Raw genomic sequence first — 22,166 nt, forward strand, 5'->3', positions numbered from 1 at the left:
CGCAGCGACGCTTCAGAACAGCAGGCGCGAGCGGATCGTGCCCGGCACCTGGGCCAGCTTCTCGAGCGCGCGTTCGGACGAGCCGGCATCCAGGTCGATCACCACATAGCCGATCTTCTCGTTGGTCTGCAGGTACTGCGCCGAGATGTTGATCTGGTTGTCGGAAAAGATGCGGTTGATGTCCGACAGGACGCCCGGCCGGTTCTGGTGCACGTGCAGCAGCCGGTGCTTGCCCGGGTGCGAAGGCAGCGAAACCTCGGGGAAGTTCACCGACGACGTGGTGGCGCCCGTGTCGCTGTAGCGCACCAGCTTCTCCGCCACCTCGATGCCGATGTTGGCCTGGGCCTCCATGGTCGAGCCGCCGATGTGCGGCGTCAGGATCACGTTGTCCAGCCCGCGCAGCGGCGACAGGAACTCGTCCTTGTTGCCGCGCGGCTCCACCGGGAACACGTCGATGGCCGCGCCCAGCAGCTTGCCGGCCTTCACGGCCTCGGCCAGCGGCTCGATCTCCACCACAGTGCCGCGCGATGCGTTGATCAGGATGGCGCCCGGCTTCATGGCCGCGATCTGGGCCGCGCCCATCATCCACTGCGTGGACGCCGTCTCGGGCACGTGCAGGCTGACGATGTCGCTGGTCGCCAGCAGCTCGCTCAGGCCCACCTGGCGCGCATTGCCCAGCGGCAGCTTGGCCACGATGTCGTGGAACACGACGTGCATGCCCAGGCCCTCGGCCAGCACCGACAGCTGCGTGCCGATGGCGCCGTAGCCCACCACGCCCAGCGTCTTGCTGCGGATCTCGTAGGAGTTCTCGGCCGTCTTGAGCCAGCCGCCGCGGTGTGCGGACGCGTTCTTGGCCGGCACGCCGCGCAGCAGCAGGATGGCCTCGGCGATCACGAGCTCGGCCACCGAGCGCGTGTTGGAGTAGGGCGCGTTGAACACCGCGATGCCACGCTCGCGCGCGGCCGCCAGGTCGACCTGGTTGGTGCCGATGCAAAAGCACCCCACGGCGGCGAGCTTGTGGGCGTGCTGGAGCACCGCTTCGGTCAGCTGCGTGCGCGAGCGGATGCCCAGGAAATGCACGTCGGCGATCTTGCGCTGGAGTTCCTCGTCCGGCAGTGCCGAGGGCAGCGCTTCGATCTGGCTGTAGCCGGCGGCGCGCAGCAGTTCGATGGCGGAGGGGTGGATGCCCTCCAGCAGCAGGAACTTGATCTTGGCTTTGTCCAGGGAGGTCGTCGGAAGCGTCATGGATTGCAGGTGCGCCGGGCGGCTGGGACGGGAAAAAAGGAGCGCGATCCTACTATGGGGTCCTGCGCAGGCCGGCCGCATGGCGGGCTTTGGCATTGCTGCCGACGCGGGCAAGCCGGGGCAGGGAATTTGCGCAGCCGCCCTGGCATGCGGCCCGGTTTCTGAAAAAATAAGCCAGATGAGAAATTCTTCTTACGCCCGCTTTGGCGGTAGGGCAGGGGCCTGCGGCGCTGCAGTGCCCGGGGCGCGCTGACCCATGCACGGCTGGCGAGCCTGCATCCTTGCCCTGGCGGTCTGGGCGCTGGCGGGCGGGGCATCTGCGCATGCGTTGCGGCACGAGGTCCGCGTGGGCGAGGCGGTGGTGGTGTCGCTGCATTTCACCGATGGCGAGCCGTTCGCATTCGAGCGCTACGAGTTGTTCCGCGGCAAGGGCACCGAGCCCGTGCAGTCCGGCCTCACCGATGCGCAGGGCCGTCTGGTGCTCCTGCCGGGTGCCGCGGGCGCCGCCGAGGGCTGGCGGCTGCGGGCGTTCTCGGTCGACGGCCACGGCATCGACACGGCGCTCGCGTTCGCGCTGCACGACAACGCGGCGCCTGCCCCGCCACCGGCCGAGCCGGGCTGGGCGCGCGTGGCGCTCGGTGCGGGCCTGATCCTCGGGCTGGGCGCGCTGGCGAAGCGGCTGCTGCGCAGCAGGCGGGCCTGATGCACATTCCCGACGGCTTCCTGTCGCCGCAAACCTACCTGCCGGCCTATGCCGTTGCGGCCGTGGCCTGGTGGGCCGCCGGCCGCGGCCTGCGCGAGCGGCTGGACGAGGCACTGGTGCCCCGCCTGGCTGCCGTCACCGCGCTGGTCTACGCCATGGGCCTGGTGATGCTGCCACTGCCTGGCGGCACCTCGGTCCATGCCGTGGGCGTGGCCCTGCTGGCGCTGCTGTTCGGCGCGCGGCTGGCCTTCCTGGCCTACAGCCTGGTGCTGCTGCTGCAGTCGCTGCTGTTCGGTGCCGGCGGCATCACGGCGCTGCCCGTCAATGCGTTGGCCATCGGCGGTGCCGGTGCGCTGGTGGCGCTGGCCGTGTTCCGCGCGCTGCGCGGCTGGCACGAGGATGCGGCCGTGCTGCTGGCGGCCTGGTGCGCAGTCATGGTTTCGGCGGCCCTGGTGGCCCTGGTGCTGGGCCTGCAGCCCTGGCTGGCCCGGCGCGCCGACGGCACGCCGCTGTTCTTTCCGTTCGGCCCGTCGGTGGTGCTGCCGGCCGTGCTGGTGCCGCACGCGCTGCTGGGCCTGGCCGAGGCTGCGCTGACGCTGCTGGTCTGGCGTGCCGCCAAGGCGCGGCGCTGGCGCTTCGCATGACGTCGGCGCGCTGGCTCGGTGCCTACCTGCTGGCGGTGCTGGGCGTGGGCCTGGTGCACGACGCGCGCGCACTGGCCATCGGCCTGGTGCTGGCGCTAGGGCTGGCCGGCCCGCAGCGCTGGCGGCTGTTGCGCCGCTGCGTTGTGGCGGTGCTGGCCTTCAACCTGGCCGTCAGCGGCGGCTGGCTGTTGCAGGTGTGGCTGCAGGGGCGGCCGCTGGCGCCACTGGCCGAACCGCTGCTGGTGATGAACCTGCGCGTGCTGCTGCTGGTGCTGCTGGGCCTGGGGCTGGTGGCGCGCGTCAACGTGCTGCAGGCCTTGGCCTTTGCGCCCACGCTGCAGTTCCTGGCCACGCTGGCGGCCGGGCAGGCCCTGGTGTTCGCGCGCCTGGTGCGTGCGCACGGCCTGGCCTTTCGCAGCCGCACGGCCGGCGCCGGCGGCCTGCGTGCGCGTGCGCGGCATGGTGCGGCCACGGCCAGCCACCTGCTGGACCACGCCGTGGCCGGTGCCCAGGCTTCGGCCATGGCCGTGCGGGCGCGCGGCGGCTTCGATGATTGAGCTGGAGCGGGCGGCGTTCGGCTGGCCGGATGCCGCACCGGTCTGGGCCGGCCTCTCGCTGTGCGTGCAGCCCGGCGAGAAGCTGGTGCTGCTGGGTGCCAACGGCGGCGGCAAGTCCACGCTGCTGCAGCTGCTCGACGCACTGGTGTATGCCACGGCGGGCCAGTACCGCTACGACGGCGACGTGGTGACGGCCGCGCGGGCCCGGCGCACCGACTGGGCACGGCGCTTTCGGCGCGAGGTGGGCCTCTTGTTCCAGCATCCCGAGACCATGCTGTTCAACCCCACCGTGCGCGACGAGATCGGCTACGGCCCGCGCCGCCTGGGCCTGCCTGACGCCGAGGCCCGCATCGCCGACTGGGCGGCGCGCCTGCGCATCGCCCATCTGCTGGACCGGCCGCCCTTCCTGCTCTCGGGCGGCGAGAAGCAGCGGCTGGCGCTGGCCTGCGTGCTGGTCATGGAGCCGAAACTGCTGTTGCTGGACGAGCCGCTGGCCCATCTGGACCCACGCACCGCGCGCTGGCTGCTGGACTGGCTGGCGCAGAGCCCGGCCACGGTCATCACCAGCACCCACCAACTGGCCAGCGCGCCGCAACTGGGCGCGCGGGCGCTGGTGCTGGCCGATGGGAGCCTGGCCTACGACGGACCGCTGGGCCAGGCGCTGGCCGACGCCGATCTGCTGGCCCGCGCCGACCTGGCCTAAAGACGCTTCTGGATCTTCACGCGGATCGCCACCACGTCCCAGCCGCGGGTGCGCAGCGCGGACTGCAGAAGCGGCGCCAGGTGCCGCAGCTTGGCCGCCGCGGCGCTGTTGTCCACCAGCAGGCACCAGCCGTTCTCGTCGATGGGGCCGGGGCGGATGGCGGCGCGCATGGGCGCCGGGATCAGTTGCTGCACGGCTGCCAGGCGGTCGGCCGACTCGCGCACCAGGGCCGACAGCCGCGCCAGCGGCTGTGAATCGGCAACGGCTTGCTGCAAGGTGAACGAACGGCGTGGGGCATGCATGGCCGGGAGATTATCGGGGTCACCAGCGCCGCAGGACGCCCGGCATAAAATCGCCGGTTTGGCACGCGCCAGGCCCCGGGCCAACCGCGCCCTGCCGCCATTTCCGGATTCCACCGATTTCAAGGGATTTCGGTCGCCATGCCACCGCGCCAAGCTGGGCGGAGGCGGGCGATCTCGTATTCATGACCATCAATTTCCTGACCAAGATTTTCGGTAGCCGCAACGAACGGCTGCTGAAGCAATACCGCAAGTCGGTGCAGGCGATCAATGCGCTGGAATCCCAGTTGGAGAAGCTCTCCGACGACGAGCTGCGCGCCAAGACCCAGGAGTTCAAGGACCGCGTGGCCGGCGGCGCCACGCTGGATTCGCTGCTGGTGGAGGCCTTCGCGGTGGTGCGCGAGGGCTCCAAGCGCATCATGAAGATGCGCCACTTCGACGTGCAGCTGCTGGGCGGCATGGCCCTGCACATGGGCAAGATCTCCGAGATGCGCACGGGCGAGGGCAAGACGCTGACGGCCACGCTGCCGGTCTACCTCAATGCGCTGTCGGGCAAGGGTGTGCACGTGGTCACGGTCAACGACTACCTGGCCAACCGCGACGCGCAATGGATGGGCCGCCTGTACAACTTCCTGGGCCTGACGGTCGGCATCAACCTGCCGCAGATGCCGCGTGAGGAGAAGCAGGCCGCCTACGCCGCCGACATCACCTACGGCACGAACAACGAGTACGGCTTCGACTACCTGCGCGACAACATGGTCTACGAGGTGCGCGACCGCGTGCAGCGCGGCCTGAACTACGCCATCGTCGACGAGGTGGACTCCATCCTGATCGACGAGGCGCGCACCCCGCTGATCATCAGCGGCCAGGCCGAAGACCACACCCAGCTGTACCTGGCCATCCACAAGGCCGTGCCGACGCTGACGCGCCAGGAGGGCGAGGCCGACCCGCGCACCGGCGAAGGCGTGACCAAGCCCGGCGACTTCACCGTGGACGAGAAGTCGCACCAGGTGTTCCTGACCGAGCAGGGCCACGAGAACGCCGAGCGCATCCTGTCCAGCCTGGGCCTGATCCCCGAGGGCGCCTCGCTGTACGACCCGGCCAACATCACGCTGATGCACCACCTGAACGCGGCGCTCAGGGCCCAGCACATCTACCACCGCGACCAGCACTACGTGGTGCAGGACGGCGAGGTCGTGATCGTGGACGAGTTCACGGGCCGCCTGATGAGCGGGCGGCGCTGGAGCGACGGCCTGCACCAGGCCGTGGAAGCCAAGGAAGGCGTGGCGATCCAGCCCGAGAACCAGACCATGGCCTCGATCACCTTCCAGAACTACTTCCGGCTGTACGCCAAGCTGGCCGGCATGACCGGCACGGCCGATACGGAAGCCTTCGAGTTCCAGTCGATCTACGGCCTGGAGACCACGCTGATCCCGCCGAACCGCGTGAACCGGCGCGAGGACCAGCTCGACCGCGTCTACAAGACCACCAAGGAAAAGTACGACGCGGCCATCGCCGACATCCGCGAATGCTACGAGCGCGGCCAGCCCGTGCTGGTGGGCACGACCTCGATCGAGAACTCCGAGATCATCGACCAGCTGCTGATCCAGGCCAAGTTGCCGCACCAGGTGCTCAACGCCAAGCAGCATGCGCGCGAGGCCGACATCGTGGCCCAGGCCGGCCGGGCCAAGATGATTACCATCGCCACCAACATGGCAGGCCGCGGCACCGACATCGTGCTGGGCGGCAACCTGGAAAAGGCCATCGAGGCCGTGCACGCCGCCAATCCGGGCAAGGACGCAGCCGCGCTGCAGGCCGAGGAAGCGAAGGCACGCGCGCAGTGGGAGCAGGACCATGAACAGGTCAAGGCGCTGGGCGGGCTGCGCATCATCGCCACCGAACGCCACGAGTCGCGCCGCATCGACAACCAGCTGCGCGGCCGCTCGGGCCGCCAGGGCGATCCGGGCTCCTCGCGCTTCTACCTGAGCCTGGACGACCCGCTGATGCGCATCTTCGCGGGCGACCGCGTCAAGGCCATCATGGACCGGCTCAAGATGCCCGAGGGCGAGGCCATCGAGGCGGGCATCGTCACGCGCAGCATCGAGAGCGCGCAGCGCAAGGTCGAGGCGCGCAACTTCGACATGCGCAAGCAGCTGCTGGAGTACGACGACGTCGCCAACGACCAGCGCAAGGTCATCTACACCCAGCGCAACGAAATCCTGGACGCGGCCGACCTGACCGAGCAGATCAGGGGCCTGCGCCACGGTTGCTTCACCGACCTGGTGCGCCAGTTCGTGCCGGCCGAGTCGGTCGAGGAGCAGTGGGACCTGCCGGGCCTGGAAAAGACGCTGGCCGATGACTGGCAGCTGCAGGTGCCGCTGCAGGCCGCCGTCGAGGCGGCCAACGACATCACCGACGACGACATCGTCGAGAAGGTCGTCGCCGCGGCCGACGAGGCCTTCGCCGCCAAGGTGGCGCTGGTTGGCGGCGAGCAGTTCACGCAGTTCGAGCGCATGGTGCTGCTGCAGAGCATGGACCAGCACTGGCGCGAGCACCTCTCGTCGCTGGACTACCTGCGCCAGGGCATCCACCTGCGCGGCTATGCGCAGAAGCAGCCCAAGCAGGAGTACAAGCGCGAGGCCTTCGAGCTGTTCGGCCAGATGCTGGACGCCGTCAAGAACAACGTCACCAAGCTGCTCATGACGGTGCGCATCCAGTCCAGCGAAGAGGCCGGCCAGGCCGCGCAGGACCTGGAGCAGCGCAGCGAGCAGGTGGCCAACGTGACCTACACCGCGCCCACCGAGACCGGCGAGGTCGAGGTGCGCGCCGAAGCCCAGGCTGCCGGCGGCAACGCGCTCGCGTTCGACGGCCAGCGCGTGGGCCGCAACGACCCTTGCCCCTGCGGCAGCGGCAAGAAGTTCAAGCAGTGTCACGGGAAGCTGGCATAAGACGCCGATAGAAGGAATTCCATGCCCGTCCATCTCTCCCCCCCGAACCCCGCAGACCTGCACGCCGTCGCCGGCGTGCGCATCGGCGTCGCCGAAGCCGGCGTGCGCAAGGCCCACCGCAAGGACCTGACGGTCGTGCTGCTCGACGAAGGCGCGGCCGTGGCCGGCGTGTTCACGCAGAACCGCTTCTGCGCCGCGCCGGTGCAGATCTGCCGCAAGCACCTCGCGGCCGGCCATGGCATCCGCGCGATCCTGGTCAACACCGGCAACGCCAATGCCGGCACCGGCGACGACGGCCTGGCGCGCGCCCAGGCCACCTGCGTGGCGCTGGCCCAGGAGCTGGAGGTGGCGCCCGAGCAGATCCTGCCCTTCTCCACCGGCGTGATCATGGAGCCGCTGCCCAGCGAGCGCATCATCGCGGGCCTGCCCGCTGCGCTGGCCGATGCGAAGGCCGACCACTGGGCGCGCGCCGCCGAAGGCATCATGACCACGGACACCGTGCCCAAGGCCTTCAGCACGCAGGTGACACTCTCGGGCGTCCAGGTGGCCATCACCGGCATCAGCAAGGGCGCGGGCATGATCCGCCCCAACATGGCGACCATGCTGGGCTACCTGGCGACCGACGCGAAGATCGCGCCGGCGCTGATGCAGGCACTGGCCAAGGACCTGGCCGATGCGTCGTTCAACCGCGTCACCATCGACGGCGACACCTCCACCAACGATTCCTTCGTCGTGATCGCGACGCAGAAGGCCGCGCATCCGGTCATCGAGTCCTGGGACACGCCGGACGGACGCGCATTGCGCGCAGGCCTGCTGGACGTGGCGCAGAAGCTCGCCCAGGCCATCGTGCGCGACGGCGAGGGCGCGACCAAGTTCATCACCATCCGTGTCGAAGGCGGCAAGACGGCCGAGGAGTGCCGCCTCGCCGCATATGCCATCGCGCATTCGCCGCTGGTCAAGACGGCCTTCTTCGCGAGCGACCCGAACCTGGGCCGCATCCTGGCGGCGGTGGGCTACGCCGGCATCCATGACCTGGACCAGACGCTGATCGAGCTGCACCTGGACGACGTGCACGTGGTCACGCGCGGCGGCCGCCGGGCCGAATACCGCGAGGAGGACGGCCAGCGCGTGATGAAGCAGAGCGAGATCACGATCCGCGTCGGCCTGGGCCGCGGCGAGGCCGTCGACACGGTCTGGACCTGCGACCTGAGCCACGACTACGTGAGCATCAACGCCGACTACCGTTCCTGACCGCATGAACGAACAGTTCGAACGCATGCTCGCGCGGGCCGAGCAGCTCATGGCCCGCATCGAGCGGGTGCTGCCGGCGCCGCTGTCCGAGCCCGACTGGTCTGCCTCCATCGCCTACCGCTACCGCAAGCGCAGCTCCGGCCATGCGCTGCTGGAGCCGGTGCGCCACATCGGCCGCATGGCGTTGGCGGACCTGCAGGAGATCGACGGGCAGAAGGAAAAGATCCAGCGCAACACGCTGCAGTTCGTCGAGGGCAAGCCCGCCAACAACGTGCTGCTGACCGGTGCGCGGGGAACGGGCAAGTCCTCGCTGATCCGTGCCTGCCTCAACGAGTACGCGCCGCGCGGCCTGCGCCTGATCGAGGTCGACAAGGCCGACCTCGTGGACCTGCCCGACATCGTCGAGGTCGTGGCCCAGCGGCCCGAGAAGTTCATCATCTTCTGCGACGACCTGTCCTTCGAGGACGGCGAGCCGGGCTACAAGGCGCTGAAGTCCATCCTGGACGGTTCGGTGGCCGCGTCCACGCCCAACGTGCTGATCTATTCCACCAGCAACCGCCGCCACCTGCTGCCCGAGTACATGAAGGAAAACCTCACGTACAAGCACACGGACGACGGCGAGCTGCATCCGGGCGAGGTGGTCGAGGAAAAGATCTCGCTGTCCGAACGCTTCGGCCTGTGGGTCAGCTTCTATCCTTTCACGCAGGACGAGTACCTCGTCATCGTTGCGCAGTGGTTGCGCTCGTTCGGCCTGTCGGATGCGGCGGTCGAGGCGGCGCGGCCCGAGGCCCTGGTCTGGGCGCTCGAACGCGCTTCGCGCAGCGGCCGCGTGGCCTACCAGTTCGCGCGCGACTACGCGGGCCGGCGCGCCACGGCATGAGCAGGACCTTGGTGGCGGACGGCGACCGGCCGCGCGAGGGCGGGCCTGACCGCAAGGCCGTCGACGTGGCCGTGGGCGTGCTGCTCGATGCGCAGGGCCGCTTCCTGCTGACCTCGCGCCCCGAGGGCAAGGTCTATGCCGGCTACTGGGAGTTTCCAGGCGGCAAGCTGGAGGCCGGCGAGACCGTGGAGCAGGCGTTGCGGCGCGAACTGCAGGAAGAGATCGGCATCGTGACCGGCGCGGCCGAGCCCTGGCGCGTGGAGCTCGTGGACTATCCGCACGCGCTGGTGCGCCTGAACTTCTGCAAGGTGCGTGAATGGGGCGGGCAGTTGGACATGCGCGAGGGCCAGCGCTTCGCCTGGGCCGATCTGCCGGTGCGCGTGACCCCCGTGCTGCCAGGCGCCCTGCCGGTGCTCGACTGGCTTGCGGCAGAACGCGGTTTCAACGGCGCAACCTGCGCCTAGGCTCACTGCAGCCGCGGATCGCCGAAGGGCTGGTCGTCCGGCGGCGTGGGGTCGGGTACCGCGAAGCTCTCGCTGGCCCAGGCGCCGAAGTCCAGGTTCTTGCAGCGCTCGCTGCAGAACGGCCGGAATGCATTGCTGGGCGCGTACAGGCTCTTGCCCTTGCAGGTCGGGCAGGTCACCCAGCGTGCCGATGCTTCTGCCGCCATGGTGTCAGGCGCACAGAGCGACTTCGAAGGCCGCATCGTCGCTGACTTGGTGCAGCTTGGAGTCTTCACCCTGGCGCATCAGCCGCACCGAGACCATGAGCCGGTTGCCGCTGATCTCGGGCACCAGGTCCAGGGCCGGATCGATGCGCAGGCGCATCAGGTTGTAGGTGCGGCCCTGGGGCAGGTTCTGCTGGAACTGGCCCGCCAGCGCCATGACCTTCTGCGGCGCACCGGAGTCGCGCAGCATCTTGAGCAGGTGCTGGATGGACTCGGCCAGCGGCGCCAGCGTGGTGCTCCATTCGCCGATGGCCTGGCGGCGCACGTTGGCATCCTTGTGCTGCCAGGCGTAGTAGGCCGGCAGGTCGAAGCCGCAGGTGCCCCCGGGGATGCTCACGCGGCTGCGCAGGCTCATGAGCCAGTCGTTCTCGGTCAGCGGCTGGCCTGCCTTGCCGGGCTGCTCGTGCAGGGCGGTGAAGCATTGCTCCAGTTGCCCGATCACGTCTTCCAGCACGCGCTGGTCGATGGCGGGGTTCTCGCGGTAGCCGGCCAACTGGCTCTTGTGGCGCTCCAGGTCCTTGAGCACATCGGACTTGAGGTCGGCGCGGGCCGCCACGTCCATGATCTCGAACAGCGTGACGAGCGCGAAATGGTGGTCGACCGGGTGTTCGCGCGGCATCAGTTCGACCAGCCGGCGAAACAGATGCTCCAGGCGCAGATACGTGCGGACGCGTTCGTTGAAGGGGTACTCGTAAAGGATCACGCTCTGGACTTCCGTTCGCGGCCGATCATAGCCCGAAGGCCAGCGCGAACCGATGGACGGCAATCCGCAGCGCGTCCAGGGAAATGCCGTCGTTGTAAATGACCGTGTCCGCCGCGGCCAGCCGCAGCACGCGCGGCGCCTGCGCGGCGATGATGGCGCGCACGGCCTCCTCGGTCAGGCCGCTGCGGGCCATCACCCGTGCGACTTGCGTCTCGGGCCGGCAATCGACCACGAGCACCGCATCGAGCAGGGCGCGCCAGCGGCCGGATTCGACCAGCAGCGGAATGTCGTACACCACGCAGCCGTGGCCGGCACGGCGGGCCACCTCCAGCTGCTGGCGGCCCAGCTCGCCCACGAGGGGATGGACGATGGCCTCGAGCCGGCGTTTGGCCGCCGGATCGCGGAACGCGAGTTCGCGCATGCGGGCGCGGTCGAGCGCACCATCGGGTGCGATCAGTGCGTCGCCGAACTGTGCGCGGATGGCTTCGATCGCCGCTCCGCCGGGCGCCGTGACGCTGCGGGCATTGGCATCGGCATCGATCAGCGCGGCCCCGCGTTCGACCAGCATGGCGGAGACCGTGCTCTTGCCACTGCCGATGCCGCCGGTCAGCCCCAGGGTCTTCATGTCATCCCCAGGGAAAGGCGAACGGCGCGAGGTGCCGCACCTGGTCCGGCCCCAGCACCAGGCACAGCAGGCCGGCGCCGGCCAGGAAGGGGCCGAACGCGATGGGCACGTCCTTGTGCGCCAGCCGCCCGCGCAACAGCAGCGCCCCGCCCAGCAGTGCGCCGACGATGGACGACAGCAGCAGAATGGCCAGCAGGTGGTCGGCGCCCAGCCACGCGCCCAGTGCGGCGAGCAGCTTGAAGTCGCCATAGCCCATCCCTTCCTTGCCCGTGAGCAGGCGATAGGCATGGAAGAAGCCCCAAAGCACCAAGTAGCCGGCGGCCGCGCCCCAGACCGCGGCCGACAGCGGGATGGTCCAGCCCAGGACGCTGGCCAGCAGGCCGGCCCACAGCAGCATGTAGTTGAGGGAATCGGGCAGCAGCTGCGTGTCCAGGTCGATCAGGAACTGGCACAGCAGCAGGGCGGCGAAGAGGGCCCAGGCCGCGGCCACCGGGCCCAGCCCCCAGCGCCAGGCGCACAGCGCGAAGAGGGCACCGGTCGCCAGCTCGACCAGCGGATAGCGCCACCCGATGCGCGTGCCGCAGCTGGAGCAGGCGCCGCGCAAGGCGAGCCAGCTCAGCACGGGCAGGTTTTCGTACCAGCGCACGGCATGGCCGCAGGCACGGCAGCGCGAGCGCGGGCGCACCAGGTCCAGCGGCGCCAGTTGGTCGAGCGCCTTGCCGGCCGCCTCGGCGCTGGCGTACAGGTGTGCGGGCGGCGCGGCCTTGCCGCCGAACACCAGGTCCCACAGCGAGGTGGGCACGCCCATCGTGGGGTCGGCCGCCATCAGGTTGTCGGCCGACTCGCGCAGCCAGCCGCGGTACATCATGGCCGGCACCCGGTAGACCACGACATTCAGGAAGCTGCCGATGAGCAATCCCAGGACGCCGCCGACCGCGGCGTCCAGCCAGGCGAGACCCGGCATCAGACGACTTGGCCGAGCTTGAAGATCGGCAAATACATCGCGATCACGATGCCGCCGATCAGCCCGCCCAGGAACACGATGATGATGGGCTCCATGAGGCTGGACAGGCCGGCCACCATGTCGTCCACCTCTTCTTCGTAGAAGTCGGCGGCCTTGCCGAGCATGTGGTCGATGGAGCCCGATTCCTCGCCGATGGCGCACATCTGCAGCACCATGCTGGGGAACACCTTGGCGTTGGTCATGGCCGCGGTCAGGCTGGTGCCGACCGAGACTTCCTGCTGGATCTTCTCGGTGGCCACGGCGTAGACCGAGTTGCCCGAGGCGCCGCCGACGGAATCCAGTGCCTCCACCAGCGGCACGCCGGCCGCGAACATCGTGGCCAGCGTGCGCGTCCAGCGCGCGATGCACGATTTCTCGATCAGCACGCCGAAGACGGGCGCCTTCAGCAGCAGCCGGTCCATGACCTGCTGCACGCGCTCGTTGCGCCTCCAGGCCTGCATGAAGAAGTACAGGCCACCGCCGATGCCGCCGAAGATCAGCCACCAGTACGAGACGAAGAACTCGCTGATGGCGATCACCAGCAGCGTGGGCGCCGGCAGGTCGGCGCCGAAGGAGCTGAACACCTCCTTGAACGCCGGGATCACGAAGATCATGATGACGGAGACGACGATGAAGGCGACCACCACCACCGAGATCGGGTACATCAACGCCGACTTGATCTTCGACTTGATCGCCTCGGTCTTCTCCATGTAGGTCGCCAGCCGGTCCAGCAGCGCCTCCAGGATGCCGGCGGCCTCACCGGCTTCCACGAGGTTGCAGTACAGGCTGTCGAAGTACAGCGGGAACTTGCGGAACGCCCCGCTGAGCGAACTGCCGGTTTCCACGTCCATGCGCACGTCGTTCAGCAGCTTGGTCACGTTGGCGTTGGCGTTGCCGCGGCCGACGATGTCAAAAGCCTGCAGCAGCGGTACGCCGGCCTTCATCATGGTGGCGAGCTGGCGGGTGAAGATCGCGATGTCCTTGGGCTTGATGGACTTGCCGCCGCGCATGCGGCGCTTCTTGATCTTGGTAGGGAACACGCCCTGGCGGCGCAGCGAGGCCTGCACCTGGTTCTCGCCGGCAGCGCGGGTCTCGCCGCGAACCTGCTTGCCATTGCGGTCCTTGCCTTCCCACTCGAAGACAAACTCCTTGACGTCCCTGGAAGCAGCGGTGGCCATAGATCCTCTCGGCGGTGGACGTGCTTATTCGTTGCTCACGGCGAGCACTTCCTCGAGCGAGGTGATGCCTTGCCTGACCTTGTGCAGGCCCGATTGCCGCAACGAACGCACGCCCTCGCGCTTGGCCTGCCGGTCGATGTCCAGCGCACTGCCGTCGGACAGGATGATCTGCTGGATCTCCTCGCTGATCGGCATGACCTGGTAGATGCCGACGCGACCCTTGTAGCCGTTGTTGCACTGGCTGCAGCCCACCGGGTGGTAGGGCTTCCAGCTGCCGTCCAGGTCCTTTTCCTCGAAGCCCGACTGCAGCAGCGTCTCGCGCGGGATGTCGATGGGCTGCCTGCAGTTGTTGCACAGGCGGCGTGCCAGCCGCTGGGCGGTGATCAGGATCACGCTGGAGGCGATGTTGAACGGTGCGATGCCCATGTTGCGCATGCGCGTGAGCGTGGTGGGCGCATCGTTGGTGTGCAGCGTGGACAGCACCAGATGGCCGGTCTGCGCGGCCTTGATCGCGATGTCGGCCGTTTCCAGGTCGCGGATTTCGCCGACCATGATGATGTCGGGGTCCTGCCGCAGAAAGGACTTCAGCGCAGCCGCGAAGGTGAGCCCGGCTTTCTCGTTGACGTTGACCTGGTTGACGCCCGGAAGGTTGATTTCCGACGGGTCTTCCGCCGTGGCGATGTTGACGCCGGGCTTGTTCAGCAGGTTCAGGCAGGTGTACAGCGACACGGTCTTGCCCGAGCCCGTGGGGCCGGTGACCAGGATCATGCCGTAGGGGCGGCCGATGGCATGCATCAGCCGCGCCTTCTCCTCCGGGTCGTAGCCCAGTGCATCGATGCCCAGCTTGGCGCTGCTGGGGTCCAGGATCCGGATGACGATCTTCTCGCCGAACAGCGTGGGCAGCGTGCTCACGCGGAAATCGATCACGCGGTCCGGCCCGATCTTGAGCTTCATGCGGCCGTCCTGCGGCACGCGCTTCTCGGAGATGTCCAGCCGCGAGATGACCTTGATGCGCGAGGCCAGCTTGTCCTTGATGGCCACCGGCGGCGAGGCGATCTCGCGCAGTTCGCCGTCGATGCGAAAGCGCACGCGGTAGTTGTGCTCGTAGGGTTCGAAATGCAGGTCGGATGCGCGCATGCCGAACGCGTCGAGCAGCATCTTGTGCAGGAACTTGACGACCGGGGCGTCCTCGACCTCGGACTGCGGCGCGGTGTCGGTGGTCTCGGTGGCGGCCGCAACGCTGGCTTCGTCGAACTCGAAGTCGCTGCCGATCAGGTTCTGCATCGTCGTGTCGACGCGGCCCACGCCGGACTCCAGCATGCGCGAGAGCTTGTCGTACTCGGCGATCACCCAATCGACCACCAGCTGGGTGGCGAACTTGATCTTCTCGGCCGCCTCCTGGTCGGACGGATCGGCCGTGGCCACGGCCAGGCGGTTGCCGCGCTTGGACAGCGGCACCACCCGGTAGGCGTGGCAGATCTTCGCGTCCACCAGATCCTTGGGCAGGCGCTGCTGGTCCAGCGCGTCGAGGTCGAGCACCGGTGCGCCGAATGCCGACGACATCGTGTGGGCCAGGTCGAACGGCGACACGGCACCCGAGCCGGTCAGCTCGGCAATGAAGCTGGTCCGGCTGCTCTGCGCCTTGCGGTAGATGTCCTCGGCCGCTTTCTGGCCCAGCTTTCCCGCGGCGATCAGCGCCCTGCCAAGTCCGGGCAGGGCCACAGTGGGAGGGTTCTTTGCCGAGTCGACTGCAGCCATAGCCTCAAAATGTAGCAAATGCCCGAAGGGCAGGACCATCATCGCCGATCGAATTGGTGCTGTAAACGAGCACTGTTGTCGTTGAACCTCATCATTTTGCGAGCGAGTTGGTCGTTTTGGCCGTGGCCACGGTGCGCGTGCACGGGGCGGTCGGTATGCTCGGCGTCTGCCGCCGCCAGCACCACGGAGCCTCCGATGTCCAGACTCAACCTTGCCGACAACTTCAACCGCTTCTTCTCCGTTGCGCCAGCGCTGAAGGAGAAAGAAAAGAACGACGTCTTCTTCATCCGCCATGACGTCTATGCGCGCGAACTGGGGTTCGAGCCGGTGCGGCCGGACCAGCGCGAAACCGATGCCTATGACGTCCGGTCGATGCACTGCCTGATGCGCACGGCGGAGGCTTCGCCGCGCCTGGTGGGCTGCGCGCGCGTCATCCTGACCGACCCGAATGCGTCCGACTCCTTGCTGCCGTTCGAGAAATCGTGCAGCCAATCCCTGTTCCGGGACCAGATCGACCCTTCGCGCCTGCCGCGGGACCGGATCGCCGAGGTGTCGCGGCTGGCGGTGCTGTCGGACTTCCGGCGCCGGCGCGGCGAGGAGCACAGGGAGGTGGCCCTGGATGTGAGCGACTTCGGCGATGCGCAGCAGCCCCGCTTTCCTTACATCCCGGTCGGCCTGTACATGGCGTCGGTGCTGATTGCCCAGCGCCACAACATCGAATACCTCTTCACGCTGACGGAGCCACGGCTGGCCGAACACTTTGCCAAGCTGGGCGTGAAGATCGTGCCGATCGGCGCTCCGATCGAGCACCGGGGGATGCGGGTTCCATCCGTGATCCACGCTGCTTCCGTGGAATCAGGGCTGCGCCTGATGATCCGGCCCCTGTGGAAGGCCATCGAGGCGCAGTTGGAAAGCGCCTACGCGCTGGAGGGCAAGGAGTGAAGATTCTGGTGACAGGGGCGGCGGGCTTCATCGGCATGAGCGTGGCGCAACGCCTGCTGGGGCGCGGCGACGAGGTGGTCGGGTTGGACAACCTCAACGATTACTACGATGTGTCGCTCAAGGAAAGTCGCCTGGGGCTGCTGGAGGGGCAGGCCGGGTTCCAGTTCGTGCGCATGGATGTGGCCGACCGCGACGGCATCGCGGCTCTGTTCGCGCAGCACGGTTTTGAGGGTGTCGTGCATCTGGCGGCGCAGGCCGGCGTGCGTTACTCGCTGCGCAACCCGCACGCCTACGTGGACAGCAACCTTGTCGGCTTCGTCAACGTGCTGGAAGGCTGCCGCCACCACAAGGTGCGGCATCTGGTCTATGCGTCGAGCTCCAGCGTCTACGGCGGCAACACCAAGATGCCGTTTGCCGAGACCGATGCGGTGGACCATCCCGTGAGCCTGTACGCTGCCACCAAGAAGGCCAACGAGTTGATGGCCCACACCTACAGCCACCTCTATGGGCTGCCCACCACCGGCCTGCGGTTCTTCACCGTCTACGGGCCTTGGGGCCGGCCCGACATGGCGTTGTTCCTGTTCACCAAAGCCATCCTGGAGCAACGACCCATCGAGGTCTACAACTTTGGCCAGATGCAGCGCGACTTCACCTACGTCGACGACGTGGCGGATGGCGTGGTGCGGGTGCTCGACCGTCCGGCCAGTCCAGATGCCGCATTCGACGCAGCGGATCCCAACCCAGCCACCAGCCATGCGCCCTACCGCGTGTTCAACATCGGCAACCGCAATCCGGTGCCTCTGCTGGACTTCATCGGTTGCATCGAGCAGGCACTGGGCCGCAAGGCCGAGAAGCGGCTGCTCCCGCTGCAGGATGGTGATGTGTTGGCCACCTATGCCGACGTGCAGGCGTTGGGCGACTGGGTGGGGGTTGTTCCAGCCACTCCGCTCGCGCAGGGCGTCTCCCAGTTCGTGGACTGGTACCGCGGGTACTACCGCGTTTGAGCCTGTGCATCGTTGCGCAACCGAAACGGGCGCAACATGCAGGCCACTTTATGTGCATTTGTCGCGCGAATCGCCCGCGTTGTGGGTAGAGAATCGACGACTTTGCCGCTGGTCATGGCCCTCGGGCCGCTGGCCGGAACGTCGCAATCGTGCTGGGGGAAGTGCGCTATAGTGCCCCGCTCGATGAACTGTTGCCGAATACTAGGGGATTTGCCTTGAAAATTCATCATTCTGCGATTCGAGGCTTGATCAGCAAGCTTGGATTTTTTCTTGCGGCGATCGTTTTGGCAGGCTGTGCCTCCAACAAATATCCCCCGGCTCCAGTATTGGCGGCATCGGGCGACTATAACTACATCATCGGCCCCGGTGATTCGCTCAATATCATCGTCTGGCGAAACCCTGAATTGTCTCTGACTGTTCCGGTGCGGCCCGATGGCAAGGTTTCCACGCCATTGGTGGATGAATTGGTCGCCCAAGGTAAAAATTCGACGGAGGTCGCGCGCGAAATCGAGCAATTGCTGGGCAAGTTCGTGCGCGATCCGGTAGTCACCGTGATCGTGACGGCATTTGTCGGGCCTTACAGCGAGCAGATTCGCGTGGTCGGCGAAGCCGCACGCCCACAGTTCCTGCCATACAAGCAGAAAATGACTTTGCTGGACGTCATGATCGCCGTCGGTGGCCTCACGGATTTTGCCGATGGCAATGGCGCTTCGATTTTGCGCACAGCTGAAGGCGGCAAGCAGTATTCGGTGCGCTTGCGTGATCTGATCAAGCGTGGCGACATCTCGCACAACGTCGAAATGAAGCCAGGCGATATTCTTGTCATTCCACAAAGCTGGTTCTGATCAATGAACGAGTTGATCAATCAGCTCTCCACGTTTGCCAAGGGGGCTTGGAAGCATCGTTGGTGGGGGCTATTGGCGGCATGGATCGTTGCCATCATCGGCGCCGCCGTGGTGCTGCGAATCCCCGACCGATACGAAGCATCCGCGCGGATTTTCGTCGACACGCAGTCGATTCTCAAACCCTTGATGTCGGGTCTTGCAATCCAACCGAACGTCAACCAGCAGGTCACGATGCTGAGCCGCACGCTCATCAACCGCCCCAATGTGGAAAAGCTGGTTCGGATGGCGGACCTTGATCTCAATATCGAATCGCCGGCCGCCCGCGAGCGCCTGATCGATACGCTCATGCGCACGTTGGAGATCCAAAGCGTAGGCCGCGACAACCTATACACCATCACGTACCAGGATCCTGTGCCGGCCCGTGCGCAAAAGGTGGTCCAGTCGCTGGTTTCGATTTTTGTGGAGTCCAGCCTGGGTGATTCCCGCAAGGACACGGCCGCGGCGCAGAAGTTCATTGCGGAACAGATCCGCATGTACGAGGGCCGTCTCGAAGAAGCCGAAGCGCGGCTCAAGGATTTTCGCCTGCGCAACATTGAAATGCAGTCGTCGGCAGGGCCGGATGTTGCTTCACGCATTGGCGAACTCGGATCGCAGTACAACCAGGCCAAGCTCGATCTGGTCGAGGCCGAACGGGCGCGCGATTCGGCCAAGCGTCAACTTGAAAGCGAGCGTGCCGCCATGGTCAAGACGGCGAAGATCGGGGATGCCGATCGTCTGTTCCCGACGCCTGAGATCGATTCCAGGCTGACAGAGCAGAAGCGCAACCTGGACACACTTCTGCAGCGCTTCACGGAGCAGCACCCCGACGTCGCTGCAACACGCCGCGCGATCAAGGAACTGGAAGACCAGAAACGCAAGGATGTCGAGGAACTGCGGAAGGTGGCCATGACCGACCCCGTTGGTGGTTCGGCCAGCAATCCCGTGGTCCAGGAACTGGGACGCTTGCTCGCTGCAGCCGAGGTCAAGGTGGCTTCTTTGAGTGCCCGTGTCGCCGAGTTCTCCGCGCGCTACGAGCGGGCCCAGGCCCAGGCCAAGACGGCGCCCCAGATCGAAGCGGAGTTTGCGCAGCTGAATCGCGACTACGCGATCAACAAGAAGAACTACGAGGATCTGGTCGCACGGCGTGAATCGGCATCCATGACTGGAAACCTGGACTCCGTGGCAGGCGTGGCTGATTTCCGATTGATCGATCCGCCGCGGGTGTCGCAGCGGCCAGTCGCGCCGAACCGGTCGCTGTTGCTGATCGGTGCGTTGGTTGCGGCTTTGGGCGCGGGTGTGGCAACGGCCTTGGGCCTGAGCCAGTTGCGGCCCGTGTTCCACAACGCGCATGCGTTGCGCAACGAAGTGGCCTTGCCATTGCTGGGGGTGGTCACCCTGGTCATCAGCGACGAGGCCAAGCGCAAGGAGCGTCGGGATCTTTTCAAGTTTGCAGCAGCGTCTGCCGGTTTGATCGCGTGTTTCGCATTGGGCGTCGGCCTGATGGTCGTCGTGGCCGGCAGGGCTGCTTGAGGTTGGCATGAGCAGTCTGATTGAACAAGCATCGCGACGGCTGGAACAGTTGCGGCAAGCAGGGGTGGCGGTGCCTGATGTTGTGTCGCCGAATCCTGCGTCTGCGTCTGCGTCTGCGTCTGCGCCTGCGCAGGTCGCCGCAGCCTCAGTTCCCACATCACCTGCGCCGCCGGCGCGGCCTGCCGTGGTGTCGCGGCAAGTCCATCTCGATCTGGACGCGCTCTCGGCGGCTGGCTTCGTGAGCCCCAACGCTCCCCGGTCCCAGATTGCCGACCAGTACCGCGTCATCAAACGCCCGCTCATTGCCAATGCGATGGGCAAGGGTGCTGTGGCTGTGACAAACGGCAACCTCATCATGGTGACGAGCGCGGTCGCAGGAGAGGGGAAGAGTTTCAATGCCTTGAACTTGGCGATGAGCATTGCCACCGAGTTGAACAACACTGTCATGCTGGTCGATGCCGACGTGGCCCGGCCATCGATCCTGCGGATGCTCGGGCTGCCTGCAAGCCGCGGGTTGCTCGATCTGCTCGTGGATGACCAGGCTGATCTTTCTCAGGTCATGCTGAAGACGAACATCGACAAACTGACGTTGCTGCCGAGTGGAACGCCCCATCCGCGGGCAACGGAACTGTTGGCGAGCGACGCCATGACAAGGCTGATCGGCGACATCGCCAGGCGGTATTCGGACCGTGTGATCATTTTTGATTCCCCGCCGTTGCTGTTGACGACGGAGTCGCGTGTTCTCGCGACGCACATGGGCCAGATCGTCATCGTGGTTCATGCAGAGAAGACGCTGAGAAACGACGTGCAACAAGCACTCGCGACCATCGAGTCGTGTCCGGTGAAGATGATGGTCCTCAACCAGGCCAAGGCTGGCGCTGGTGAAGGCTACGGCTACGGTGGCTATGGCCAGGGCTATGGCTATGGCTACGGCAGCTAGGGTCGACCGCATGCTGCTGTGGATGCGGTCTCTTGTCGTGGATGGCGTGCAGACGCGCCGGCCGGTGGGCGCGCTGTTCTTTGCAGGTCTGTGCAGTGCAGCGGCGGCGCAGGGGCAGAGCAATCCCGATGAACTGACATCGGCACCGTCGCAGTCGCAGATGGCGGGCGAATCGACGTCGGCGCAGGGCGTCCAAGGCAACCGGCGATTGATGTCCTTTGTTCCCAGTCTCGCGCTCGAAAGTACGTGGACCGACAACGTCCAGGCGGGGGGCGGGACTGGCAGGGCCTCGGATATCGTGACGACGGTGCGGCCTGGCCTGCGTTTCACGGCCGAGGGAGACCGCCTGAAGGCGAATGTCGACTATTCGTTGACACGTCTTGTGTACGCCCGCAATTCCTCGCTCGACCAAAACCAGAATGCCCTGCAGGCCACGGGCAGTTTGGAGATGGCGGAGAACTTCGCCTTTCTCGACTTCAACGGGAACATCTCGCAGCAGACGATTTCGGCATTCGGCACCCGTTCCGGCAGTGATCTCACCGACAACGCGAACCGCACCGAAGCCGCCATGTACCGGCTCTCGCCTTATGTCCGTGGGCAATTGGGAGACTGGGCGCAGTACCAGGCGCGCTACGCGCGGAGCATCTTTCGCGCGAAGTCTTCCGTGGTCGCGGCCGACTACGACATGGACGATGTGTCGGTGCAGTTGACGGGCTCCAACCAGCAGCGTGTGATTGCCTGGAGCCTTGACGTCAACCACCAGCGCCAGGACTATGCCTCCGGTCGTTCCTACGCGTCCGACCGGGTGCGGGCCTTTCTGACCCATCCGTTCACCCCGCAACTGTCCTTCTCCTTGATTCCCGGGTGGGAGTCGAACAACTACGTCTCGCAGGAAAAGGAAGGGCACACCACGTTCGGTGGACAAGTCCAGTGGGCGATTTCCGATCGCACGAATCTGTCGGCATTGCTGGAGAGGCGATTCTTCGGCCAGGCCCATTCCGTCAGTTTCGAGCACCGCACGCCGCGGACGGCCTGGCGGTTCTCGGACTCGCGCGACACCACAACGATGAATCAGAACGGTACGGTGGGCCTTGGCTCGCTGTATGACCTGTATTTCTTTCAGTTCGCCTCGATCGAGCCCGATGCAACGCGACGGGCGCAGCTGGTCAATGCCTTCCTCTTGGCCAATGGCCTGAACGGCAGCACGCGCGTCGATCTCGGTTTCCTGACTTCGGCCGTGTCCCTGTCCCGGCGCCAGGATGCCTCCTTCACGTTGATCGGAGTGCGCGATACGCTGAGTTTTCTGGCATCGCAATCGGAAACGAGTGGGTTGTCGCAGATCAATACGGGCAACGACGACCTGAGCAGTTCCAGCTACGTGCGCCAGCACGGATTCAGCATCACGTACTCGCGTCGGCTCACGCCCCTGTCCACGCTCAACATCCTCGCATCGACGACGCGTGCGCGCGGGCAGAACGCCACGGCACAAAGCAGCGAACTCCGCTCGCTTGGTATCAACATGTCGACCCGCCTGGGGCAATACACCACGGGCTCGGTGGGCGTGCGTCGCTCGGTGTCGAGCAACTCTGCGTTCTCTTACTCCGAATCCGCGCTGCACGGCGGGCTCAGCTTCCAGTTCTAA

The 22,166-nt window shown here is 66.5% G+C and carries 22 protein-coding genes; 14 read left to right on the plus strand and 8 right to left on the minus strand.

The annotated features are described in order from the left end of the window. Window positions 1-12: 12 nt before the first annotated feature. The gene (gene serA, locus ASF44_RS17640; protein WP_056900542.1) at window positions 13-1,245 is read right to left on the minus strand and encodes a phosphoglycerate dehydrogenase; all 1,233 of its coding nucleotides are present in this window, start codon (window positions 1,243-1,245) and stop codon (window positions 13-15) included. A 256-nt stretch (window positions 1,246-1,501) separates the two neighbouring features. Between serA and ASF44_RS17645 the strand changes: the two genes are divergently transcribed. The 4 genes from ASF44_RS17645 to ASF44_RS17660 are packed head-to-tail and all read left to right on the plus strand — an operon-like array spanning window position 1,502 to window position 3,852. Next, complete coding sequence (locus tag ASF44_RS17645) at window positions 1,502-1,948, plus strand: ABC transporter permease (RefSeq protein WP_156374575.1); 447 nt, start codon at window positions 1,502-1,504, stop codon at window positions 1,946-1,948. Further along, window positions 1,948-2,592 carry an energy-coupling factor ABC transporter permease gene (locus tag ASF44_RS17650; protein WP_056900544.1) on the plus strand — a complete coding sequence of 215 codons (645 nt, stop codon included), beginning with the start codon at window positions 1,948-1,950 and terminating at the stop codon, window positions 2,590-2,592. The genes ASF44_RS17645 and ASF44_RS17650 overlap by 1 nt, the downstream gene beginning before the upstream one ends. Then, window positions 2,589-3,149, plus strand: a complete 561-nt coding sequence (locus ASF44_RS17655) for a hypothetical protein (protein WP_056900545.1) — start codon at window positions 2,589-2,591, stop codon at window positions 3,147-3,149. Before ASF44_RS17650 ends, ASF44_RS17655 begins: the two co-directional genes overlap by 4 nt. Further along, window positions 3,142-3,852 carry an energy-coupling factor ABC transporter ATP-binding protein gene (locus ASF44_RS17660; protein ID WP_056900546.1) on the plus strand — a complete coding sequence of 237 codons (711 nt, stop codon included), beginning with the start codon at window positions 3,142-3,144 and terminating at the stop codon, window positions 3,850-3,852. The genes ASF44_RS17655 and ASF44_RS17660 overlap by 8 nt, the downstream gene beginning before the upstream one ends. On the opposite strand, the gene ASF44_RS17665 is transcribed toward ASF44_RS17660, so the two are convergent. Continuing rightward, window positions 3,849-4,154, minus strand: coding sequence for a DciA family protein (locus tag ASF44_RS17665; RefSeq protein ID WP_056900547.1), 306 nt, complete (start codon window positions 4,152-4,154; stop codon window positions 3,849-3,851). The genes ASF44_RS17660 and ASF44_RS17665 overlap by 4 nt on opposite strands. A gap of 182 nt (window positions 4,155-4,336) precedes the next feature. Between ASF44_RS17665 and secA the strand changes: the two genes are divergently transcribed. The 4 genes from secA to ASF44_RS17685 are packed head-to-tail and all read left to right on the plus strand — an operon-like array spanning window position 4,337 to window position 9,694. Next, on the plus strand, window positions 4,337-7,099 hold the full coding sequence (gene secA / locus ASF44_RS17670) for a preprotein translocase subunit SecA (protein WP_056900548.1): 2,763 nt from the start codon (window positions 4,337-4,339) through the stop codon (window positions 7,097-7,099). Between the two features lie 21 nt (window positions 7,100-7,120). Next, a complete protein-coding gene (argJ, locus tag ASF44_RS17675; protein ID WP_056900549.1) occupies window positions 7,121-8,350 on the plus strand; it encodes a bifunctional glutamate N-acetyltransferase/amino-acid acetyltransferase ArgJ in 1,230 nt (409 codons plus the stop codon). A 4-nt stretch (window positions 8,351-8,354) separates the two neighbouring features. Then, on the plus strand, window positions 8,355-9,230 hold the full coding sequence (locus ASF44_RS17680) for an ATP-binding protein (RefSeq protein ID WP_056900550.1): 876 nt from the start codon (window positions 8,355-8,357) through the stop codon (window positions 9,228-9,230). Further along, entirely contained in the window at window positions 9,227-9,694 is a 468-nt protein-coding gene (locus ASF44_RS17685) for an NUDIX domain-containing protein (protein ID WP_056900551.1), read from the plus strand. The genes ASF44_RS17680 and ASF44_RS17685 overlap by 4 nt, the downstream gene beginning before the upstream one ends. Window positions 9,695-9,696: 2 nt before the next feature. Here ASF44_RS17685 and ASF44_RS17690 read toward each other — a convergent pair whose 3' ends face one another. Genes ASF44_RS17690 through pilB form a run of 6 tightly spaced genes read right to left on the minus strand, consistent with a single transcriptional unit; the run spans window position 9,697 to window position 15,224 of the window. After that, on the minus strand, window positions 9,697-9,900 hold the full coding sequence (locus ASF44_RS17690; protein WP_056900552.1) for a DNA gyrase inhibitor YacG: 204 nt from the start codon (window positions 9,898-9,900) through the stop codon (window positions 9,697-9,699). A 4-nt stretch (window positions 9,901-9,904) separates the two neighbouring features. Beyond that, window positions 9,905-10,660: a cell division protein ZapD gene (zapD, locus tag ASF44_RS17695; RefSeq protein ID WP_056900553.1), complete on the minus strand. Its 756-nt coding sequence runs from the start codon at window positions 10,658-10,660 to the stop codon at window positions 9,905-9,907. Between the two features lie 25 nt (window positions 10,661-10,685). Beyond that, window positions 10,686-11,285 (minus strand): dephospho-CoA kinase, encoded by a 600-nt coding sequence (gene coaE / locus ASF44_RS17700; protein ID WP_056900554.1) that lies wholly within the window; start codon window positions 11,283-11,285, stop codon window positions 10,686-10,688. A 1-nt stretch (window position 11,286) separates the two neighbouring features. Beyond that, window positions 11,287-12,249: an A24 family peptidase gene (locus ASF44_RS17705; protein WP_056900555.1), complete on the minus strand. Its 963-nt coding sequence runs from the start codon at window positions 12,247-12,249 to the stop codon at window positions 11,287-11,289. Continuing rightward, entirely contained in the window at window positions 12,249-13,466 is a 1,218-nt protein-coding gene (locus ASF44_RS17710; protein ID WP_056900556.1) for a type II secretion system F family protein, read from the minus strand. Before ASF44_RS17710 ends, ASF44_RS17705 begins: the two co-directional genes overlap by 1 nt. A 24-nt stretch (window positions 13,467-13,490) precedes the next feature. After that, window positions 13,491-15,224 (minus strand): type IV-A pilus assembly ATPase PilB, encoded by a 1,734-nt coding sequence (gene pilB / locus ASF44_RS17715; RefSeq protein WP_056900557.1) that lies wholly within the window; start codon window positions 15,222-15,224, stop codon window positions 13,491-13,493. A gap of 195 nt (window positions 15,225-15,419) precedes the next feature. On the opposite strand from pilB, the gene ASF44_RS17720 reads away from it, so the two are divergent. From ASF44_RS17720 to ASF44_RS17745, 6 genes are all read left to right on the plus strand, one after another. Beyond that, a complete protein-coding gene (locus tag ASF44_RS17720) occupies window positions 15,420-16,166 on the plus strand; it encodes a PEP-CTERM/exosortase system-associated acyltransferase (RefSeq protein ID WP_056900558.1) in 747 nt (248 codons plus the stop codon). Beyond that, entirely contained in the window at window positions 16,163-17,170 is a 1,008-nt protein-coding gene (locus ASF44_RS17725) for an NAD-dependent epimerase (protein ID WP_056900559.1), read from the plus strand. Before ASF44_RS17720 ends, ASF44_RS17725 begins: the two co-directional genes overlap by 4 nt. A 248-nt stretch (window positions 17,171-17,418) precedes the next feature. Next, entirely contained in the window at window positions 17,419-18,015 is a 597-nt protein-coding gene (locus tag ASF44_RS17730) for an XrtA/PEP-CTERM system exopolysaccharide export protein (protein WP_056900806.1), read from the plus strand. 3 nt (window positions 18,016-18,018) lie between these two features. After that, window positions 18,019-19,584, plus strand: a complete 1,566-nt coding sequence (locus tag ASF44_RS17735) for an XrtA system polysaccharide chain length determinant (RefSeq protein WP_056900560.1) — start codon at window positions 18,019-18,021, stop codon at window positions 19,582-19,584. 7 nt (window positions 19,585-19,591) lie between these two features. After that, on the plus strand, window positions 19,592-20,524 hold the full coding sequence (locus tag ASF44_RS17740; protein ID WP_056900561.1) for an XrtA-associated tyrosine autokinase: 933 nt from the start codon (window positions 19,592-19,594) through the stop codon (window positions 20,522-20,524). A gap of 10 nt (window positions 20,525-20,534) precedes the next feature. Then, window positions 20,535-22,166: a TIGR03016 family PEP-CTERM system-associated outer membrane protein gene (locus ASF44_RS17745; RefSeq protein ID WP_162243833.1), complete on the plus strand. Its 1,632-nt coding sequence runs from the start codon at window positions 20,535-20,537 to the stop codon at window positions 22,164-22,166.

The sequence above is a fragment of the Pseudorhodoferax sp. Leaf274 genome (assembly GCF_001422445.1).
Taxonomy (GTDB): Bacteria; Pseudomonadota; Gammaproteobacteria; order Burkholderiales; family Burkholderiaceae_C; genus Pseudorhodoferax.

Coding starts and splice junctions, on each gene's coding strand:
- serA (WP_056900542.1), bottom strand. CDS start 1,245: ATGACGCTTCCGACGACCTCCCTGGACAAAGCCAAGATCAAGTTCCTG.
- ASF44_RS17645 (WP_156374575.1), top strand. CDS start 1,502: ATGCACGGCTGGCGAGCCTGCATCCTTGCCCTGGCGGTCTGGGCGCTG.
- ASF44_RS17650 (WP_056900544.1), top strand. CDS start 1,948: ATGCACATTCCCGACGGCTTCCTGTCGCCGCAAACCTACCTGCCGGCC.
- ASF44_RS17655 (WP_056900545.1), top strand. CDS start 2,589: ATGACGTCGGCGCGCTGGCTCGGTGCCTACCTGCTGGCGGTGCTGGGC.
- ASF44_RS17660 (WP_056900546.1), top strand. CDS start 3,142: ATGATTGAGCTGGAGCGGGCGGCGTTCGGCTGGCCGGATGCCGCACCG.
- ASF44_RS17665 (WP_056900547.1), bottom strand. CDS start 4,154: ATGCATGCCCCACGCCGTTCGTTCACCTTGCAGCAAGCCGTTGCCGAT.
- secA (WP_056900548.1), top strand. CDS start 4,337: ATGACCATCAATTTCCTGACCAAGATTTTCGGTAGCCGCAACGAACGG.
- argJ (WP_056900549.1), top strand. CDS start 7,121: ATGCCCGTCCATCTCTCCCCCCCGAACCCCGCAGACCTGCACGCCGTC.
- ASF44_RS17680 (WP_056900550.1), top strand. CDS start 8,355: ATGAACGAACAGTTCGAACGCATGCTCGCGCGGGCCGAGCAGCTCATG.
- ASF44_RS17685 (WP_056900551.1), top strand. CDS start 9,227: ATGAGCAGGACCTTGGTGGCGGACGGCGACCGGCCGCGCGAGGGCGGG.
- ASF44_RS17690 (WP_056900552.1), bottom strand. CDS start 9,900: ATGGCGGCAGAAGCATCGGCACGCTGGGTGACCTGCCCGACCTGCAAG.
- coaE (WP_056900554.1), bottom strand. CDS start 11,285: ATGAAGACCCTGGGGCTGACCGGCGGCATCGGCAGTGGCAAGAGCACG.
- ASF44_RS17705 (WP_056900555.1), bottom strand. CDS start 12,249: ATGCCGGGTCTCGCCTGGCTGGACGCCGCGGTCGGCGGCGTCCTGGGA.
- ASF44_RS17710 (WP_056900556.1), bottom strand. CDS start 13,466: ATGGCCACCGCTGCTTCCAGGGACGTCAAGGAGTTTGTCTTCGAGTGG.
- pilB (WP_056900557.1), bottom strand. CDS start 15,224: ATGGCTGCAGTCGACTCGGCAAAGAACCCTCCCACTGTGGCCCTGCCC.
- ASF44_RS17720 (WP_056900558.1), top strand. CDS start 15,420: ATGTCCAGACTCAACCTTGCCGACAACTTCAACCGCTTCTTCTCCGTT.
- ASF44_RS17735 (WP_056900560.1), top strand. CDS start 18,019: ATGAACGAGTTGATCAATCAGCTCTCCACGTTTGCCAAGGGGGCTTGG.
- ASF44_RS17740 (WP_056900561.1), top strand. CDS start 19,592: ATGAGCAGTCTGATTGAACAAGCATCGCGACGGCTGGAACAGTTGCGG.
- ASF44_RS17745 (WP_162243833.1), top strand. CDS start 20,535: ATGCTGCTGTGGATGCGGTCTCTTGTCGTGGATGGCGTGCAGACGCGC.